At 31.5% G+C, this 20,897-nt stretch carries 15 protein-coding genes; 5 read left to right on the top strand and 10 right to left on the bottom strand.

The features are described from left to right. Positions 1-20: 20 nt before the first annotated feature. The 4 genes from ACIP9W_RS21960 to ACIP9W_RS21945 all read right to left on the bottom strand — a co-directional run bounded on the left by ACIP9W_RS21960 (position 21) and on the right by ACIP9W_RS21945 (position 2,475). The gene (locus tag ACIP9W_RS21960; protein WP_400793313.1) at positions 21-659 is read right to left on the bottom strand and encodes a GntR family transcriptional regulator; all 639 of its coding nucleotides are present in this window, start codon (positions 657-659) and stop codon (positions 21-23) included. A 224-nt stretch (positions 660-883) separates the two neighbouring features. Next, complete coding sequence (locus ACIP9W_RS21955) at positions 884-1,600, bottom strand: ferredoxin--NADP reductase (protein WP_400793312.1); 717 nt, start codon at positions 1,598-1,600, stop codon at positions 884-886. 94 nt (positions 1,601-1,694) lie between these two features. Then, entirely contained in the window at positions 1,695-1,937 is a 243-nt protein-coding gene (locus ACIP9W_RS21950; protein WP_400793310.1) for a DUF2798 domain-containing protein, read from the bottom strand. Between the two features lie 100 nt (positions 1,938-2,037). Next, positions 2,038-2,475, bottom strand: a complete 438-nt coding sequence (locus ACIP9W_RS21945; protein ID WP_400793308.1) for a MarR family winged helix-turn-helix transcriptional regulator — start codon at positions 2,473-2,475, stop codon at positions 2,038-2,040. A gap of 287 nt (positions 2,476-2,762) precedes the next feature. Between ACIP9W_RS21945 and ACIP9W_RS21940 the strand changes: the two genes are divergently transcribed. The 3 genes from ACIP9W_RS21940 to ACIP9W_RS21930 all read left to right on the top strand — a co-directional run bounded on the left by ACIP9W_RS21940 (position 2,763) and on the right by ACIP9W_RS21930 (position 7,705). Beyond that, positions 2,763-3,128, top strand: coding sequence for a DUF2188 domain-containing protein (locus tag ACIP9W_RS21940; protein ID WP_400793306.1), 366 nt, complete (start codon positions 2,763-2,765; stop codon positions 3,126-3,128). A 625-nt stretch (positions 3,129-3,753) separates the two neighbouring features. Then, the gene (locus ACIP9W_RS21935; protein ID WP_400793304.1) at positions 3,754-4,437 is read left to right on the top strand and encodes a hypothetical protein; all 684 of its coding nucleotides are present in this window, start codon (positions 3,754-3,756) and stop codon (positions 4,435-4,437) included. A gap of 1,564 nt (positions 4,438-6,001) precedes the next feature. Further along, entirely contained in the window at positions 6,002-7,705 is a 1,704-nt protein-coding gene (locus ACIP9W_RS21930; RefSeq protein ID WP_400793303.1) for an ATP-dependent nuclease, read from the top strand. 109 nt (positions 7,706-7,814) lie between these two features. On the opposite strand, the gene ACIP9W_RS21925 is transcribed toward ACIP9W_RS21930, so the two are convergent. The 6 genes from ACIP9W_RS21925 to ACIP9W_RS21900 form a co-directional block, all read right to left on the bottom strand. Then, a complete protein-coding gene (locus ACIP9W_RS21925) occupies positions 7,815-8,963 on the bottom strand; it encodes a tyrosine-type recombinase/integrase (protein ID WP_400793302.1) in 1,149 nt (382 codons plus the stop codon). 79 nt (positions 8,964-9,042) lie between these two features. Further along, positions 9,043-10,032: a TniQ family protein gene (locus tag ACIP9W_RS21920; protein ID WP_400793301.1), complete on the bottom strand. Its 990-nt coding sequence runs from the start codon at positions 10,030-10,032 to the stop codon at positions 9,043-9,045. Continuing rightward, on the bottom strand, positions 9,998-11,746 hold the full coding sequence (locus ACIP9W_RS21915) for a TnsD family Tn7-like transposition protein (protein WP_400793300.1): 1,749 nt from the start codon (positions 11,744-11,746) through the stop codon (positions 9,998-10,000). The genes ACIP9W_RS21920 and ACIP9W_RS21915 overlap by 35 nt, the downstream gene beginning before the upstream one ends. Before the next feature lie 12 nt (positions 11,747-11,758). Next, entirely contained in the window at positions 11,759-13,393 is a 1,635-nt protein-coding gene (locus tag ACIP9W_RS21910) for an ATP-binding protein (RefSeq protein WP_400793298.1), read from the bottom strand. Beyond that, entirely contained in the window at positions 13,390-15,516 is a 2,127-nt protein-coding gene (locus tag ACIP9W_RS21905; protein ID WP_400793297.1) for a Mu transposase C-terminal domain-containing protein, read from the bottom strand. Before ACIP9W_RS21905 ends, ACIP9W_RS21910 begins: the two co-directional genes overlap by 4 nt. Then, complete coding sequence (locus ACIP9W_RS21900) at positions 15,497-16,345, bottom strand: TnsA endonuclease N-terminal domain-containing protein (RefSeq protein ID WP_400793296.1); 849 nt, start codon at positions 16,343-16,345, stop codon at positions 15,497-15,499. Before ACIP9W_RS21900 ends, ACIP9W_RS21905 begins: the two co-directional genes overlap by 20 nt. Positions 16,346-17,075: 730 nt before the next feature. On the opposite strand from ACIP9W_RS21900, the gene ACIP9W_RS21895 reads away from it, so the two are divergent. Next, positions 17,076-19,625 carry a Spaf_1101 family AAA-like ATPase gene (locus ACIP9W_RS21895; RefSeq protein ID WP_400793294.1) on the top strand — a complete coding sequence of 850 codons (2,550 nt, stop codon included), beginning with the start codon at positions 17,076-17,078 and terminating at the stop codon, positions 19,623-19,625. Positions 19,626-19,824: 199 nt separating this feature from the next. Next, entirely contained in the window at positions 19,825-20,598 is a 774-nt protein-coding gene (locus ACIP9W_RS21890; RefSeq protein ID WP_400793293.1) for an N-formylglutamate amidohydrolase, read from the top strand. The last annotated feature ends 299 nt before the right edge of the window (positions 20,599-20,897 follow it).

Raw genomic sequence — 20,897 nt, 5'->3', positions numbered from 1 at the left:
TAGTTCACAGTTTAATACACTTAATACTGCCCTTTCCTGCCAAGAGTCTCCAGGGTAAAATTCATATCTTTATATAAATGGTTGGTCATGAGTTCACCAGCAAGTTCTTCATTCTTATCCTTGATAGCTTTGTAAATTTCTTCATGCTCATCTATTAAATGTGGTCGATTATATATATCCAGCCTTAAGCTAAATAAATAGAAAATTGTTTGAGCTTTTTCTAATCTTTCAACCATTAATGGATTTTGGCATTCGCTTATTATTAAATCATGAAAGCGTTGGTTTGCATTGTATATTTTTTTGGAATGTCCTTCCTTAAGCAAACTACGAGCTTCCTTTATTGTATTCTCAAGCTCTATTATCTTTTCAGCTGACATATTCTTCGCTGCTCTTTTTGCAGCAAAACTTTCTAGAACTATGCGCATCTCATATATGTATATTAAATCTTGTGCAGTGGGACTATAGATTTTCTTATTTTTAATTAAACCTTCTTGCTCCAGTCTTTTAATTGCTTCACGAATTGGTGTACGACTAACGCCGATCTCATCTGCAAGACGTTCTTCTACGAGCTTCATTCCACCTTTATAAGTTCCATCCAGCATACGTTCTTGAATGTAGTCATAAGCCAATTGTTGCGCATTCATTTTGTTTGAAACCATATCTAAACCCCTTGAAATTATTTTCATAATACACACCTATTATACTTTATTAAGTATTTTATTTGAAGAATACTACTTCCTTCGTTAAATGTTAGTTTTTCCTGAGACTAATGGTTAGTTTTTCTGATGTTGTGAAATATAGTTCGATTAAAAATACCTCTAAACAAAAAGACCCTGTTTTGAAAAAGGATTGATCAAAACGGGGTCTTTCTATTTTTTTTCGCTTAAATGGACAATTCAAATGATAAAAATTCTGACAATTGTTGTTCACGCTTGTCGAGCGTAATCTGTTCCGGTTTGATGCCTTGCTCACGCAGTACTTCAATGTTCTGCTTGAGGAATTCGTCACTACCAACAATATAGAAGAGTCCATCCTTGTCTGTGGCTAGATTTTTCACTTCTTCATAATAGTCTTTACGATTATCGACAAACTGGGATGTGAATTTCTTATCAGGTGCAGATGTGAAAATATTAGTGAATAAGAATTCTTTTGATGAATCGACATTCAAGGAGTGAATTTGATTGACGTTGTCAGCACGGTCGAAGTATTCAAGTACAAGCGGTCTGAAAGTTGCCAAACCGACGCCTGATGACAGCAGGTAAATGTTTTTATCTTCTCTTTTAAGCAGTACATTCGAATGTGGCTTAAATATTGCCACTTCATCGCCGACTTCAAGTGTTCTTAAAATCGCTTTAAACTCCGAACACTGCTCTCTAATGCGTGTTGTGATACCGATTGCCTTTTCGCTCGGTACAGTGGAGATGGACATATGGCGAACCAAGTTCCGGTTTGGTTTATCTCCAGCATTAAAACCTTCCAGTCCAAGATGAATGAAAGCCCCTTCTTCCCATGTAAATCCTTCTGGACAGTCAAGCAAGTATGTTTTAACCTCAGGTGTTTCTTCTATAATCTTATTTATTTTAGTCCAGTATATTTGCATTATCTATTCTCCTCATCCAATTATTTGTATTGTTACTATCTAGTATATATTAAATGATAACTATTCTCAATTAAATAGATTAGATATATGGCATTTATATTTTTTTAGGTTCTATAAACTCAATTTTGGCCATAATTTTTTGAATGAATCGAGGGAAAAAGTAAGCAGCAAAAAAAGCACAAATAAAAGCACGTGCCCATGTTTTTAACCATGTTGCCAAAAAGTCCGCATGATAACCTATATTTATTGAAACTAAAACAAATGAAATAAACATACTAATACTAAAAGCCATGAAAAAAGCAAAAATTAATGGTTTATAGCGTATATCAACTTTCAATAATAATCTCCTCTCCTATTATCTTACCTAGTAAGATATTTTTTCATTAAAAAATATAACATTAATAAATTTAAAATGCTAGTATAATTGAGCAATTCCTTTAAAACTTCCTCTGTAACTTTTGAAATACTTGAATCATTTGATCCAGTTCTTCATCACTTATGTCTGACAAAAGTTGTACGAAGTTATTAACTCGATCTTTAATAATTTCATTTACTATTTTTTCTCCCTCTAAAGTTAAAGTCAATTCAGTGATTCGCTTGTCTTTAGCAGATTTACTTTTTTTAATTAACTGATGTTCCAATAAATTATCCGTTAGAACTGTACACCCACCAGAAGTTATTCCTAAATATTTGGTTATATCGCTCGCTCTACATTTATTTACATGATATAGGTGCGTAAGAATCATAATATGGCCACTGCTTAATTTATAGGAAGTTTTGGGAAAGAACTGTTGTTGGGATTTCATTTTACTAAAAACGTTTTGAAACAATTCTTGAAATTCTTCTAATTTTAAAATGCGATTGTTATTCTCCATATAAAGCTCCATTCGTTAGTTTTAATTTCTCTACCTTATTATATATTAACGAAAATTAATCTGTTCCCTGCGTTATAAATATTCACAATAACTTAAACAAACTGCTAGACTTGTCTCTACTAGTTCTTCTAAGTAATTGGTGGGTTGAATTGCTGACATTGTATTTTTGTGGACGTTTCAAACATTTTACTCCTTTTTCAATTAGACTGCCCAGAATATTTTATTGCAATCCAAAACGTTTTAGCTCATTGAAAATGGGAAAACAAAGGGTAAAAGGAGGCTGCCTTATGCCATGGAATCACAATGATTACCCAGATTCAATGAAAAATTTAAATCCAGATGTACGAGAGAAAGCCATCGAAATCGCTAATGCCTTATTACAGGATAACTATGATGAAGGACGAGCTATTGCCATTGCAACCTCTCAGGCAAGAAAGGCTGTAAATGGGGATGAGGAGGATCGCATCACATATGAAGTGATTTCTCGTGATACAGACTGGATCCTAACGAAAGAGGATGGGAAAAGGGCTATCTTTGCCGAGGAAACAAAAGCGGATTTACTTAGTAAGGCCAAGCCTTATGTAAATGAACATAATGGAATTCTAAAAATTTACGAGGAAGACGGTTCTGTTGAGGATACTTTGTATGAGTAAAATCGGTGCCAGGGACCTAAACTATTCAAAATAGTTTAGGTACCTGACACCGAACACTATCTCATACAACGTGCTATCTCGCAAAAATACAATTCCACCCTAAAACCTTTTGTTACTTAGTGCTAATGTTATAACCTTACTATAAATAAATTTATTATTTTTTGCTTATCCGTAATTTAATCGTATGGAAGATTATCAAAATAACGCTGGTTACTATAGCAATGGCAAAGCCAATAAAAACAAGAATGCGAATCTATCCTGTAGTAAATATCATGAAAATAAAGAAGTATAAATTCCCAGCAATTATCAGAGCAGTTTCCAGTTACATTATAGTCGGTAACCCAATGTCTTTCATAATATTATTGTTTTAATAATACCTTAAACAGTAACTCTAGGGCTGTTAATCCAAAAGTAGGAATTTAAATAAGCACCCGTTAGTGTATCCAATATTAACTGTAGTATAACTAAGATAAATCAAAAGTTTCTTTCCTTTTTATATATAGAAGGGTGCCTATTCAAAAAAAATTCTCCCGATTTTTACCTTCATCAATTTTATTGATATACTAAACTTTTTATGGCTATTAAAATGGGATACTTCATAACGGATGAAATGAGGACTGATAATATGATTGGGAAATACATTAAAAAACTTTTTTCAAGAGATTACGGGACATTTGCAACAGAGTTTGCATCATCGTTGGGCTATAACACATGGAAGGAAGTTCAGAAAAATTCCTATGCCATATTCTTTACTGTAAATGATGACTTTTGGTTTGCAACGGAACTTTCTGACGGTCAATGGGCAGTTTGGGAGGAAAAGGAAAAAGCACCGGATCATTTTACTGTGTTTTCTACTTGGGATGAGGCTATAACGTATCTTCGGGGCTTGTTTGATGAAAGTGCGTTACCAGAACGTCACTGGATAAAAAATGCACCAAAAAAGAAGGTGAGGGATTATGTTGATAAAGAAACTCAAATACAAATTCTGCTTTATGGGAATGCCTTGGACTTTGCTTGTGAAACTTTGGGTGTAAAAGATATGAGAACTAGTAAATACTCCGAAGTATTTACGGTAAGTTATGAGGAGGTATATGAATATATTTCTATTCATGGTCTTCCCCAAAACAAGTCAACGACCAAAGATGCGCAGGGCGAAGGTTTCCATTATTATACGGAAGATGGTAAATGGTACACCTTTTTTAGGGAGAGGGGCCAGATATTTGACGAAAAGAATTTTGTTGACGAGGAGCTTGGCAAAAGGTATATCGTTAAGACTTTGCTGCAATTAAGTGGTACAGGACTGTATTAGCAGTTACAAGTGCAAGGGGTAAATAGGTGCTAATTTCTTAAGCTTTGTAGTTAAAGTTTTTAATGTTTACATATCCTGGGACTATCAGAAGCTATTTAGATACTAAGGGAAATAAGATGCTGAAAACAGTACATCTTTTCAACCTTTTTACTTTAAAAGCGTACTTTTAGAAACTGTTTATAAAGAAATAAAGATTACTTTTTATTTAGAATTGAAATTTCTCAACCAATTAATCAGGATGATGCTCATATTGTATATTTTCCAAACCAGTCTTTGGCACACCTATGCCAGTATCAATGGAATAGAAAGAAATGATAATATCTGTTGTCATCATCAGAATCCGGAAGCTCTATAATTACTCAGTATTTAGTAGTTTTAGAATGGGGATGGGTCCCAGATTATATTAAAGTGACTTAGTTACCTCCAAGTGTAGTCTTCTCAAAAGTGATTTCTACATACTAAACTGACGATTTGCACAAAAATAGAAAAGCGCATTAGCAAAATCACTAATACACTTTTAGATACCAAAACTCTTTTTATTAAATCTTTTTAGAAGTATTCAAGTGAATAAAGAACTGATGTCTCTTGTCATGATTATTTTTGCAAATTCCTCATGTAATGTAGCAAGTGTAGTTTGATATATCACTTCTGATGAATAGCTATTTCCCTGATGGTCTTGTAAAGCAAAACTCGCAGTTGCGTCCTCTACAACAAATGTTGAAAAACCTAAATTACTACTCATTCGAGGAAATAAAGATACATTCTTTCATAATTAGAGAACGTATGATGAATTCGCTTGGTTTTCCAACCTAAATGGGGGGTCAGCCATCCTTTGAAGCAATTTTATTATCATGTGCTTGAATAAATGGTTTATAATCTTTGCCTGTTCCTTGACCCCTACCACTGTTTAATTGATTCTCCTGTAATTTTTTTATCTTTGAACCCCTTGACACTTTGAATCCACTTCATCTGAATATTTCAAAAAATTGAAAATAAAAAAACGCCAATTAACATAAACTTAAAAAAGGTAATTAAATAAACATTAGCTGAAATACTAATTTCACAACGTTTATGTAATTTAACACCCTTTCTCAAAGCTTTTGTTAATTGGCGCTAATAGTCTATTTATGGCCTAATTTAAAGACCTTGTTTTACCCGGAAATATAAAACAATATTATATACAAAAATTGGTATTTAATACTTGAATATATATATTTACTAACAATAATGTGTAGTTACTAACATTAATGTCAGCGGATAAAAGTGTTCTCAAATAACTCAGTCGTGACATAAAAAGTCATAAAACATTGATTCCTACGTTGGTAAAAATTCAATTAATATAACTCAATCGTGACGTAAATTTTTATGTGACTAATTTAATAAGATAACTACTCGTGACGTAAAGTTATCCATTATAAGTTTCTCTTTAAAAGGTTACAAAAGCAAGCCATTACTAATTCCAGCATATGCTAAAATATAAATGAGTTATTGTGATATAAACGGATAATAAATATGCTAAATTATTTAGAGTCAGAAACATTATTAACGAAAGTTGGTTTGAAAAATGAAGTTATTGAATATGAGATTGCTTGACTATAAAAGCATTGAGGACTCTGGAGTAATAGATCTAAGTAATGGAATAAATATCTTTTCCGGTAAAAATAACTCTGGAAAAACCGCGTTAATTGAGTCACTATTTTATGCATTAAATATGAATGCGGAAGATTTGTTACCAAACTTTTCAAATAAAACAAACTTGGAATTAGAAATATCCGTTGATGATGTAGATATACACCTTCTTAATAGAGGAATGGCAGCAGAGTACTTTATTAGTGATGCAAAAAAGTTTAAAATTAGTATTTCTTTTAATAGAGATACTGTAAGAAGCTCTTGTATAAATACAGTAGATGTTTTTTATGAAGATCGTTATTTACCCCTTTATAAAAATCAAAGTCAAAAAGATAATAGAGTTAGTTATATTGTTAATAATAAAACAGGTGGGGGAACAACATTTGGCGGTAGACCCGAAGGTATTAATAATTTTGTAAATCTCTTAAAAGATAGTGTAGTTTTTATCAACGGAGCAAGACATGTTCCAGAAAAAGATCCAGCTAATGTTCATAGCAGTTTAAATATTGATGGAACTAATCTAAATGCATTTTTATTTACTTTACATAATAATGATGAAAAAGCTTTTGATAAAATAATAGATATGTTTAAAGTTATATTTAATGATGTTACCTCTATTAGTACTCCTATAGAGGGAGGAAGTACATATATCAGTTTGTATTTTGAAGGAAATCCGCAACCTATTCCTTTATCTAATTGTGGGAGTGGGTTTACTCACGTCCTAATAATTTTATGTGTGCTTTTTACAAAAGAGAGTAGAGTAATTTTATATGATGAGCCTCATGTTTTTTTGCATCCTTCAGCAGAAAAAGCGATATATGATCTTATAGCTTCCAAGAAAAATAATCAATATTTATTAACAACACATTCGCCATTGCTAATCAATTATCCATTTTCTAAAAATATTTACCTTGTACAAAAGAAAACGGGGAAAAGTATTTATACAAAATTAGATAATATACAGGAAATATTATCAGATATTGGTCTAAATAATAGTGATTTTGCTTTGGCAGATAGAGTTGTATTTGTTGAAGGAGAAACAGAAGAAGCAGTAATCCCATTAATTTTAGAACACTTTGGATTTAAGCAGATCGGATATAATTATAGAATATTAAAAATGAATGGCACAGGAAATGAATTTAGCAAAAAGTCTGCCATGACAAGAAATAAAGAAAAATTAGATTTAGTTTTAGGGGGTATAAATAAGAGTCCTATACCCTACAGGATTTTAATTGATTCTGATGAGAAACCTGAAGGTAAGATTCTTGAAATCAAAGAGAAATATGGGGATAATGTTGTAATTCTTGAGAGAAGAGAAATCGAAAATTATTTTCTCGATTGTCCAAAAGAATTATCCATGATAATAAATAATGAAGCTAGCAATAATACTAATTATGAGGATATTGAGCACTTCATAAATCAAACCTTCTTAGATACAGATAATAAAAAAATTTTCCCTAGAGAAAAAATTAATCCCTTTAAAAATTCAGTGGGAAGTGAAATCTTAGAACAATTGTTTTCTAACTATGGTTTAACATATCACAAAATAATACATGGAACTCAACTAACCAAGATGATATTGGCAGACCAGCCGGAAAAGCTAGAATTTTTGATTGATGAATTAGGAGATTTTATATAATATTTTTACCCCGTCCTAAGAACAGAACGGGGTTTTATTTGTAAAAAAGCCTCTAATGTTATTTATATTCCTCCAAGTACGGCAAACTATCTACATAATCTGATTGAGCTCAGATATATCCTCCCAATATTTCAGGGTCCCACTGAAAAATAGGATGATTTTCTCTAGAGTAGCTTTCTGAGAGAATCTTCTCCATATATTTGTATGTCGTATCAATGCGCTTATGCCCTAATAAACGTTGGATTTCGCGCATATCCATTTTATTCATCCAAGAAACAATAGCAAAAGTATGGCGAAACGTTTGTGGTCCAAGAACCACATTTCCTTGTGATAGCATTGGTAAATCTAATTTTTTAATTTCTTTTGATAAAAACTGTGCTAAATAAGACGGAGTATATCCTGTTCCTTTAGCTGTTGTAAACAAAAGAGATTCTGGATCCGCTACGTCTAATTCTTTTAAGCCGCGTTCTTTCCTGAATATGAGGAGACTGTTAAATGCCTTTTCTTTTAAGGGTATCAGCCTTTTTCTATTTCCCAATACAATGAAGTAGTACTTTTCTTCTGTAAAATTGTACTTCAAATCCTTAACCTTTAATCTACAGAATTCTCTACTTTGTAATCCTGTCGCTATTAAAACATGAATGATACTAAAAGCTATATAATTGTTTGTTTTTCCGAAATAATCCATTAGCTGAACCACTTCATCTGCTCCAAATTCTCGGTTTACTTTATTCTTCTGTCGCACATTTACAACATGAAAACCATTGTGAATTGGACTATTTATATAATGATTGTCATACAGGAAGGATAAAAAGCTCTTAATAATACTGATTTTTCGTGCTAGCGTTGCGGTTGAGTATTTCCCTTTTCTTTTAACATAAGGGCTGTTTGTAGCTAACCACTCTTGATATTTTCTTAAGTGGATAGGGGTTAGTGTCTTAATATGAGCCCCATCTACTACTATATCTATATCAAATTCAAAAGCTTGTCCATAGCAAATCAAATGCTCAACAAAGAGAACTAACTCGTCTCCGTATATTTTAATAGTTCGTTCGGATCTTTGTACTTTTGATTCTCGCTGTTTATATAAATACACTTGTATCATTTCTATGTCATCGAGGTCTTGAGTTATTTTAATATTATTTTCTACTGCTAAATTCAACTTCTTATTAAGTAAAGAGAGATCAGTTATATTCATCACTTTATTGTTCCACTCATTTAAAAGAATTTGCCTTTTCTTATGCGATTCTAAATTCATGAAATACACCTCACATAATTTAACTTCCAATACTTTTAAAAATTTGGGCATACTATTCTATTAATATTTCTATAGAATTTCACAAAAGTAATTCAACCAAAAGAGAGCTCGCTATTTCTCTCTTTGGTGTCCTGTTATTATATAAAAGCATTCCGGATAGGGAGTCGAAAAAAAAATTAATTAAAACTAAAGTTTCTACCGGTGTCATACTATTACTAAAAAACAACGGTCTTTCTTTAATCTCTATAAATAATGCTTTACTAAATCCTGATAACTCCAGAAACTCTTTCCCAAAGAATTCAACGATTTCTTTTTCAAGTTTTTTTACATCTATTTCCGAACCTGTCATTAAGCCCTTTTCAACAAACAAATGATAAAAATTTTGAGATTGAATACTATTATAAAGATTTAATTTTACTCTATTCAGAAGAACACTTTGTTTGGCAAACTTCTTCACATAAAACATTGTTTTTTTAGTAAACGTTTCCTGGAAAAAAACATTTAGTTCATTCTTAGGGATTGTTTTAAGACCAACTTCATGATTAGGCGTGTCTACTCGCTTTAAAGATATCTCATGTTCTAAACAAATAAATAGGGTAGGTAACTGATGTGATAATCTCCAAAATGATTCTCCCAGGGTCTTAAAATCTCTTTGATTGCAAACTGGACAATATTTCAGATATTTTTTTTTAGAAAAGAATTTGTCACTTACATGTGGTTCAACTTTACCAGTACCATCGGTCATATATAGATACAGACCACGGTTATCATCTGGAGATATAAAGTTTGAGATATAATTGTACATAGAATGAAAAGTTAAGAAGTAATCTTTGTCAGGGACGTCAAAATACTTTAGTTCTTTAATAAGATATTGAATATTCTTAGGAAGAAAAGGGTTAATTTTAGTTAGGTGAAGTTCTTCCATTGTTTTATTCTCATTTTTATTTAAGCTCCGTTCATGATATCTTGCATAAATACTAAATAATAGCTCATCAGGTTGAATAACTGGAAAGAATGTATACATATAATCACCTCTAATGATTAAAATGAGTTTTCTTTTTCCATTCATTAAGTCTTTCTCGGTATTGAAATTTATTTTCAACTATCGATAGGATAAATTCTTTTGTTAGAGGTAGTTTGTCTATCTTTTTCTCAATCAAGGACAACTTACCGATTGCTACCGCGACGTGCCGTTTCGTTAATCGAATAGGTTTTTCCTCTATATTTAGAGTTAATATATAATTTTTTATTTGTTCCAAAATCTCTATGTCTCTCTCATTCCAGTTAACTCTTTGGTTATTTAAATGTGTTTTTTTCAATTGAGCAGGGGAGTTATCATCTAACCATGCTTTGTCATTTCTATATAACCACGAGTATACTTTGTTATTTAAATTTCTAAGTTCTGTTTTGGAACAAGTAGGATTTGCTTCTCTATTTGATATCCAACTAGAACGGTAATCAACAATCAAAGAGGGTTTTGGGACATGTATTACAGGACTAATTTCATTTTTTTGCATTTTGTAATATTTAATAGCAGTGCCCACGTCTACATTTAGAGATAAAGCTGCTTTTCGAAAACTAACTTTTTCTGTCTCAATATACTCAATTAATTTTTTCTTCCATACTTCACCGAAATCTCTAACATATCGGTATCTAAACTTATCTTCCGGACCATAATCAGGACCTAGTCGTGTATACTGAAATTCACATGAACAAGTAAAAGTCCCGAGTGGTTTCCCTGTATCAGTACATCTCTTTATTTGAAGATCTGTGACAATTATATTTTTATAATGTTCAGCAGCAGGATTAAGACAAGGGTAGGGTCCCTTACCAAATGGTCCCGAATAACTTTCCTGCCTCAATGATTCAAGCTCTATCCCTAAAAAATTTAACAATAGCAAATGTCTTACCGGATGAAATGAAATTCTGTGTTTGCGGGTAATAGTTCTCAACCAACATGATTCTTTACTTTGAGGAACCGATTGGAATAAACTTAAAAATTCAATACCATAAAAAGAGACAAACTGCTCATATAAATCTGCTTGTCTCACTCTTCCTTTGATTGTGATCAAACCTTTTTTTCTTAATAAATTTTTGTACACTGATATTAATTGCTTAATATCAAAGCTTAAATCATCATTCAATAGGATTTTACTTTCAATTGCAATCTTATTTAGTTTAATAACTTTGTCATTAGATATAGAACCCTTAATACACCGATTTAAAAGGGTAGGGATGCAATTTTCCTTACTTGGTGAAGCTAGTTTTGAATTTTTATTTCGATATAAAACGGAACTAAAATGTAGTAAACATTTGTGATCTACACAAAGTAAAACACTTGGAAGTTGATGAGAAACTCTCCAGTATGATTCACCATGTTTATTAAAATCGGATTCTAAACAATAAGGACAGTATTTAAAGAACTCGGATTCCTTTACAGTACTTGCAACCTGCCCCAACGACATGTGGATATTCCTCGTTTTCAGCTTACTAATTTCTTTTTTTACTTCTTCTTTCTGAGAAGTGATTAGAAAATTAGTGTAGTAATAAAAAGGGGTATGTTCATAAATTAAAGATTCTATACCCTTATATTCGTAAACTTGGAGTTGTTCAATTAATACTTCAAGATTTGAAGGGAAATCAGGTGTTAATTTGGATCTTTGACCTTTGAAACAATTTTCAAGAACTCTTCTAATACTTAGATCTGTACTTCTATTAGAATATCTAGCGCACACACTATAAATCAATTCATCATCGTATAGATTCGGAAACCAACCAAGCAATGTAATCCCATCCTAAAATAGTTTGTTATCCGAGAGGGGAGCTATCAGTAATCCTTTTCGTACCAAGGAATCATGAGCCGATTTTCTCTCTTTCCTACCATTATCAACTATTTTAAAGATTGTATTCATCGACCTTTTATTTTTGGAATTATTAGCAGTTACTTTTTTAGTTTCCATACGTTCATTAATAATCATTAAAGTTAATTGAACTGCTTCTTGTGGTGAGATCTCTTTGTTTTCCTTGATAACTTTTTTTGCTGTCGTTTCTGCTAACTTTTCATTAATATCTAAATCGATTAATGTAAGTATGACTTTTTCAAGTATTGATATTTCCTTTTGTTGTCTTTTTTCAGCTATTTTCTCTTTCTCTCTGGTTATCTTATCTCTCATATTTATTGGATTTTTTCTTTGTAAAAGGAAGTCTTCAATATCAAATGGTGTAATATCGTCATACCTCGCTATATCCTCTAACCTTCCTTCTCTTAGGGCTCTAAGCATAGGTTGTAAGGTTTTTAAATATTTTTCGCTAACTTTTCTAATTATATTTGGAGTAATTTTTTCATATCCATGCTCAATTGCATAAGATTGTGCAAACATAAATAATCTAACTGCAATATCCACTATTCCTTGGCTCTCATAATGCATTAATTCCAGCCATTCTTTTGTTATATCAACGTTCTCTTTTGTCCATTGATATGTCCACATTCTTGTGATTAAGACTTCCCAATTGTCATCCATCTTCATTTGTTCCCAAATTAACTCTCCATGACCACCAGCTCTTCTTGCTTGTCGAAAATTTAATTGAAGTAATTGCCTTGCTTTTGTCGTTCCAATAAACACCAATGGAATTCCAATTTCATTTACTAGGGTGACTAAAAAATTCATCATACTATTAGAAACTTCTGCTTTTGCTGTTAACATATGCTGAATCTCATCAATAATTAAAACACCTAAACAATGTGCTCTTGCTAATTGTCCGATATAGATAATTAAGTAACTTAGGGACTCTCGTTTTAGACCTGGTTTAAAATAATTTGTTCCTAAAATCTCATCAATCTTTGTAATAAAGTCTAAACATAACGTCTTCGGTGATCCATCGTTTGGGCAGTTTATTTTTAGCCATGGAAGCTGAGTTATATTTAAAGGATATTTATGAATTATTACCTTCGGGTATAAGGATAGTATCCTTTCAATTGCCGAAGATTTTCCCATTCCAGAAAATCCAATAATAGTTAAGCTAGATGCTGTTTTTCTTATATCTGGTGGAAGGCCCAAAGGTTCATTTTTTTCTAGTCTTCGGTGCATTTCTAATAATGTTTCTGCATGGGATTTGTTTTTAGGGTTTCTATGAATATAACCATTTCTCATTAATCTTGAAAAACTCACTTCTAACTCCAACGTTTGTTCCAGTGGTTGATAAAATCTTGTTAATCTAGTAAGTGCATGGTAACGAAGAAGAACCGAAAGACCTCGTTCTTTTTCGTTATATTCTGGTATATAACTTAGTTGCTCATACGCCTCATTTATAGAAAGCATAGGTGGAAGAGCTTCAATTAACGGGTTTCCTCGATATTCTTCATTATCCTGTTCAGTGTATTCAGCACTAAATGCATACTCTCCATTATCTAATTTAATTAGCTCTTTCATTTCTTTTGCCCTTCATTAGCAAATAATTGTTTGATCGAAATTCTCCCTGAATGGATTTCTTCCATTTCATCTTTTGGCAACGAAGTACTCGATAACTTCTCTTGATTATCAAATTCCAAATTAAATGCTTCTTCCTCTCTTCGATGAATCCGCTCTTCTCTTTTATGGTCTTTTATATTTTTTGTTCTTTTGGATTTACTAATGGTCTTATCCAACATATCCTCTTTATTCTTTTGGGCAACTTTCACTATATTCTGGATATCCGTGAAAAGGTTGACCTCATTTTCTAACTGAGTATGTTCAAAGCCTTTGAAATCATCACCTTCAAACTCTAATAGTTGGTCTATTTCTTCTATAGTCTTACCTTGATATCTTTCTTGATGATTTATAAGAGTGCAAGGAATATACAGTTCTTCATTATTGGTATGTAAATAAATTACATCCATATTTCTAGGATCATAAGAGAATTCTACCTTCCAACTTCCATCATTTCTTGCCTTTGAATACCACTGTTCATTTATTGCTCTATCTGTTGTATAAAACATCTTTTTATATCTAATTCCATTTTCGGTAATAGTCGCTTTATCTCTAGGTAACAAGTAAAATTTAATATCATTCATTTTAGGTTTCTTCAATTTTCCTGCAGCATTTTTTACTCCCCATTCCCATAATTTGATTGGTATTGGTTCAACTCCATCTATTATTTGTTGATCATTTCTAACGTAATCTTTCATATAAAAATTATGGTTATAAAAAAGAATAAATTTTATTAATATTGCGGTATATTCTTCAATATTTAGAATTGCTTCCAAACGGTAATCTTTAACTCCTCTTTCTCCATGATTCTCATGTACATATCCGGGTAAGAAGGGCTTTATTTTCTCTTGAGAAGTATCAAATAATTTTTCAACAATTCCTTTCCAGTCTGGTCGATAAGGAGGAGTATTGCTAATGTTTGGTCCTAATCCCTCAATCAAATGATTTACCCCATTACTAGCTAATTCACCCCTATCTCCTATAAAGTTGTTTGGTAAATGCATGGAAGGCCACTTATCTGTTGTTATATTAATTCCATATCTTTTACAGTATTCAGTTTTGTTCATACATGAGTTTGCTATTGCACTCATCATAGCTTTCCAAGAAGGATTTTCTAAACCAATATATAAACCTGTTATGAGATGTGTATACACATCTACTATGAAATAGGTGGTAGGTCGTCCAACTATCCAATTTGGGTTAAAACGATTTACTAAATATATGTTACTCTGTGTAGCATCAATCTGATAAATGTCGCCGGGACCATCGGTCTCTGCTGTTGAAGATCCTAATACCGCTCTATGATTCTGTTCGAACTTTTTTGATCCTTCTCGAGCTATGGTGACTTTGTCATCTTTATATTCATTATTAAACCAGTAAAAAAACTGGGTTTTAGTAGGTCTCTCTTCTTCAGGTTTTAGTACCAACCTTTCATTATTTGACTCATCATAGTATTTAAACTTTGTATAATAATCTCGGATCATCATTTTATAGGTGAATATTAAAGATGGTTTTTTTGAATTTAAATAATACCTTTTAATCGACTTAGAAAACTGTTCCTTTACCTCAGCGGTTATAATAATTCCTTTTGTTCCACCTTTATTAGGTCTTCCTGTTTTTTTCTTATAGATTCTATCAGTATTTTTCAAATTATAATCTGGAAAAACAGAGTCTTTTACCATTCCTCTTTGCCAATATTTTCTTAAATTTTTGTAGAATGTGTTTTTGGATTTAATATTATGCTTAATCATTGCTTCTTCAATTAGTTTATAACGTTGATTTTTCTTATAAATATCCGGTTCTATTCTTACTAAGTCTTTAATTATGGACCAAGTTTTATCTCTATGTTGGATATCTTTTTCTGTTGGGGATCTCTGTAGTGTTACATTCTCATCAACTTGTAATGTATATACCGCTGAATTGATTTGTTCATCTATCTCCTTTGTAGTCATGATAAAAGGATTCGCATTACTTGCGGTAATATCTATTACATATGCAATCACATGTCCACTATCAATCCATAAAACTCTATATGTTTTATCTGTATCAACGTCTACAATGAGTTCATTAACCGATAGAACTACCATAATTTTTGTTAACACTCCTTTCATTAAAAATAATATCTAGCAGACTAGTCTCATAGGGCTTAATTAGTTTTTCCATGTCACAAGCTTCAATATATCGACGAGCATACAAATGTCTCATATAATAAATACTTGAACCCTCCTCTAGATTGTATAAAGAATCGAATTCACTACAACATGTTATTAACTGCTTTGTTGGATTCAATTGCAGTTCTTTGGATAAATAATCTAAGAAATGTAGACTCATTTCTTCCTCTTGATGATTATTGAGATAGTAATAAACATGGATATATTTCATATTTTTTATAAACTGATTCGAAATAACCTTTTCATCAATAACAGCCCATTCTATATCTCTGTCTTCCCAATATTGTCTTTCTATCTCCAGTTTCTCCATGACACGAGGATCTTCTAGCTCACTGCTCGGTTTTATAGAACGCGCTACCTGAATAATTTTGTTATCAACGCGGCTTGTTATTAAAAAATCAGTTGTCATAACAATATATGTTTGAGTTTTTGCATCAATGGAATGCTCCATACCTTTTTCAGAAGCTATTTTTAAGGTATCCTCACGCTCAAGTGGAAATTGCTCACGTATATCTATCACTTTATTACTCCATTCCAAGTAATAAAAATAAGCTAACTCTAAATCAGATAGAAAATGATGGATTCTATTCGTTTTCCACCCCCTTGGTCGATGAGATCTTCCATCACTTGGCACCTCCTGAATTTTCAACCACGGAAGGTAATGATTCAATTCACCAGAACCTCTTCCTTCTTTTAAGAATTTTTCAATTTTTTCTTCTGTCCAATTATATTTACTTTTTGACAAAATCCCACCACCATTCGACTTCTTTTATCCATTAGTACCAAATATTCTGATAATTTTCAAGTGATAGCCAAGTAATGTTGTGGTTATAGGAAATATATTACCTAGGATAATTATAATTTTTCACAAAAAAGTGTGGAAATTTCATAAGGTAAATACTCTAATACAGTTATTATCATAGCAGTACCTATTCTGTTTATTACTTTATTAGGTCTATATATTTATTTGTCATTTTTCTACTAATGTGATCAATTGTTTAATGTAACTTAAAATAAACCAATAATTTTAATAAAGTTGAAGTCAAAGGAGATTGCTAATGATGTATCCAAAAACACTTTACTTTTGTTACAGGAACTCAAATAGAAGCTAAATGGCAGAGGTTGGGTTGATGGAAAAATATTGAGGTGATTAAGGGAAAATTCTAAGCTCGTATTTAAGCAATTGATTTAAACCTGAATGCTTTTAAAACAATGGACCAAGTTGGTATGATATTTCTAATCAGACTTTAGATATCATTTATATGAAAATATTCAATAATGCAGAGTATGTAGTTATTTCTTTCGGTTATGCTGCGGATAAGCTTTATTTAACACCTCTTCTCATCGGGGTTTAATGGCCCTGCAAAACCATATAGTAGCTAATAATTTAATTTATTCCTTTATCTTCCCTTTAACAGTACTATTTAATCATTGTGAATATTCTCGTGATATAATTAGAATAGGGAGGGATAAAATTGGTAAGATTAAAAAACTCTACAACTGGCGTCATAGATGTCTATTCCAAAATTGAAAGTATGCGTAAAAAGTATGGGAAAATAAAAAAAGCAGAAATACATTTTCATACACCCGCTTCACATGATTACAAGTTAATATCCGATGAGAAATTTTATTCCGAGTTAAGTGAACCTGAAATCATTGAGTTTGCATGTTCGATAGGGTATCTCACAGTCAATCAGAAAGATATTATTCTTAACAATTTTCATAATGGCGATTATTCAGGACCAGAGTATGAGTACATTCTAAGAGCTGAAGGTACTCCTTATCAACATTTTAAAGAGCGTTTATCCTATGAATTAATTGCCCATAAATTATATTCTGAAAACATTGAGATTGCTATTATCACGGATCATAATACGATTTCAGGCTATCCAAAATTAAAATATGCATTAGATCAATATTATAAAAAACATATTAAACGATCTAACCTACAAAAAAATGCATTAAAGCTATTATTGGGAGTCGAAATTAGCTGTTCTGACTGTAACCATGTCGTAGGAATATTTGATGATGAGAATTTTAATGCAGTTGAATCCTTATTAACAAGTCTCATCCATAGTGAGAAATCAGGAACTGTAGAAAACACCTATACAATATTAAATATAATCAATGAGAATAATGGTATTGGTTATATAGCTCATATAAATACATATGATGGACTTGGTACTAAATTATATAAAGATAAATTGTTTCATCCAAGTATTTGTAATATTTTAGGTATTACAAGTTTAAATGGCAATAGTTGGAAAAGAAAAACCTCTCAAGTATTAGACGACACAAATATATGCTATCTTTTCGAAAGTGATGCTCATCAAATTAGCGAAATGGGCTTGAAAAATACATGGATAAAAATGAACAAAGTATCCTTTAATGCTTTAAAGATTGCTTTAAAAAATTATTCATTTTGTATTTATCATGAAAAACCTACTTCCACCCCAATATTTATTAAAGGATTATGTATAAAGCCAACATCAAAAAGTTTCTTAATAGGACAAAATTCAGAGGAAGAATTCATCGTAGATTTTTCTAAGGACTTAAATTGTATTATTGGTGGTAGAGGAACTGGCAAAAGTACTATCTTTAATATCTTAGATACTATATTTACTCAAGAAACAGACTCTTTAGATAAACTTAAATTCATTTCATTGTATGAATTTATATATGTGGTATTTAGAGCTAATGGAAAGGACTATGTTATAAGATTTTTACCACAAGTAAGAGATCACCTGGATATATCTAGAAATGATTTCTTCTCAGATAGAGCCTTTAAAAGTCATACTCTACTCAATTCAACTATCAAGCTTACTAAAAACTGGTATGGTTTATTTGAAATAATCTCACCGGAAGAGGCAATCGAGGTTACAAACATCCTTGATTGTGAAGAAATATTATCTAGCGTTTATAAAAAGCACTTTTCAATAAACCACATTGTAAACCTTATACAGCAAAGAAATCTTGGAGATTTCATAAAAAAAGTTATTCACTCAGGAATAACCAATGATTATTTAGATAAAATGTTTCAACGTATAAAAAAATCTAGTTCTAAAGATTTTATAAAAAATTTAAAAATAACAATTATAGATTTAAAACCTCAAATAAGATTAATTGAAAGTGAAGCTAAAAAGAAAATTCAAGGATTTAACAGTTCTTATAAAGAATTAATACAGATTGAATTTGCTCCTAAAATATCTGATAAACCTATTTTTGTGCATGAAATTTTTAAAAACATTAAATTAGACGATTATATTTCGAATACGAAATTGAAGTGGATTGATGCACTTACTTATATAGAAGTGCTAATCGAAAAAGTAAGCTATATAGATTTCTTAGAAATGTTAATTAAGAGACAATTTTCAACTCTAAACTCAATTGAACCTATAAAAAAATATGCAACTGAAGAGATTACTGTTAGAGATCTTGAAAAAGGATTTCTTAATATTAAAGATGTACCCCTTGGAAAACTATATGGTCCTATTTTAGATGTCTTTAAAATCCAACAATATAGCGTGATATCTTCTCTTGAGGCTTTTATTAAATCTGTAGATGATTACTCAATAAGTTTTAACGTCAATTCCAAAGAATCTATTCAGACATTAAAAACTGAGTTTAAAAAGATTGAAAATCTTTCTTTAGGTCAACAAGTAGTAGCAATCCTTACATTTATAATGGAATACGGAAAACACACAGGCGATTTTACACCATTTGTTATTGACCAACCAGAGGATAATTTAGACAACCAATATATATATAACACTTTAGTCTCTAGCCTTAGAAAGATTAAAAATCACAGACAAGTTATCATTGTCACCCACAACTCGACAATTGTTACAAATGCTGATGCCGAGCAAGTCATAGTTCTAGAATCGGATGGCACAACAGGCTTTATAAAAAAAGCTGGCTATTTAAGTGACAGCCGTATAATGAAATTAATATTAGTCCATTTAGAAGGTGGAGAAAAAGCATTTGCTGATAAACGAGCAACATATTCAGCTATTCTTAATAGTTAAAAAATAGACTAGGTTAAACGGTACTCTGGTGCACCTACCTTACATCTAATAAGTTTTGTGGAATGTACTAAAACTAATGCTGCAGTTTAGTAGAAGAAGAAATGATGTAAAATTCGGATACCAGTTTTGATTTTGCCGGACATGTTGAAGAAACTTACTTAAAGTAATTTGGCACTTATATTCATTAAGGGGGACGCCCATGAATTCATATTCGATTGAAAGAAGTAAACCAGTTTCTGCAATAATAGTGAATATCCCACACAGTTCATCTCAACTTACTACCGAAATGCTAAATAACAAAAATCCAGATGTAATTTTACCCAATATGGACTGGTTTTTGAATGAGTTGTATGACTTTTTAGATGACTTAAATATTACGAGGGTGTCAGCTAACTATAGTCGTTACGTGATTGATCTAAACAGGGATATAACCCTTAAACAAGGTAAGGATGATTACACAAAATCTTTGGTTTACCGTAAAACCACATTTGGAAAAAACATCTATAATGTTTCATTATCTGAAGAGGTTATCACAAAAAGAATTCAAAGTATTTATTTGCCGTACCACCAGGCTTTATCCAATGAAATTGAAGCTTCCTTGAAAGCGAATAATAGAGCATTCTTAATAGATTTACATAGTTTCTACATCCAGTCCGATGCAGATATTGTATTAGGTACATGTCATGGGAAAAGCTGTTCTAACGAGTTTTTAGAGATTGTTCGTAGCTCGTTTCAAACAGAAGGTTTTTCAGTGAAAGTAAATGAGCTAGGGCTGTCGGGAGGAAACATTGTATCAAAGTATGGATCATGGAGTAACGTGGAAGCCATCCAAATTGAGTTGAGATACACTACATATATTGAGAATCGGGTATTTGGAGAAGAAGAAGTAACTACAAAAGATGAAATACTCTTTAATGAAACACGGAAGCGTTTATCTAAAGTATTTAAAAAGATTAAAGACAAGGTAAATTGAAGACGATCATTTTTGTTCTTCGGCTATCAGGGGTTAGTTCAACATGCTATTATCGATTTTAGGGCAAAACAAGTTTTAGTAATTCCATTAAAGGGCGCGATTGTTTAATAAAACTTAGATTTTTAAACAACTTTATTGTTATATTTGATGCTAGTATGGATGTGTGGACACAACTTAGTTAAGTCTCTATTCTATAAATAGAGAGGACGTGTCCGAAATGAAACAAAAACGTTATAACCAAGAATTTAAAGAAACAATTGTTGAACTTCATAGATCTGGTACATCTGTAAGTGATCTTA

This window comes from Psychrobacillus sp. NPDC093180, assembly GCF_044754065.1.
Taxonomy (GTDB): Bacteria; Bacillota; Bacilli; order Bacillales_A; family Planococcaceae; genus Psychrobacillus.
The sequence above is the reverse complement of the archived record's forward strand: the minus strand, read 5'-3'. Positions and strand labels throughout refer to the sequence as shown.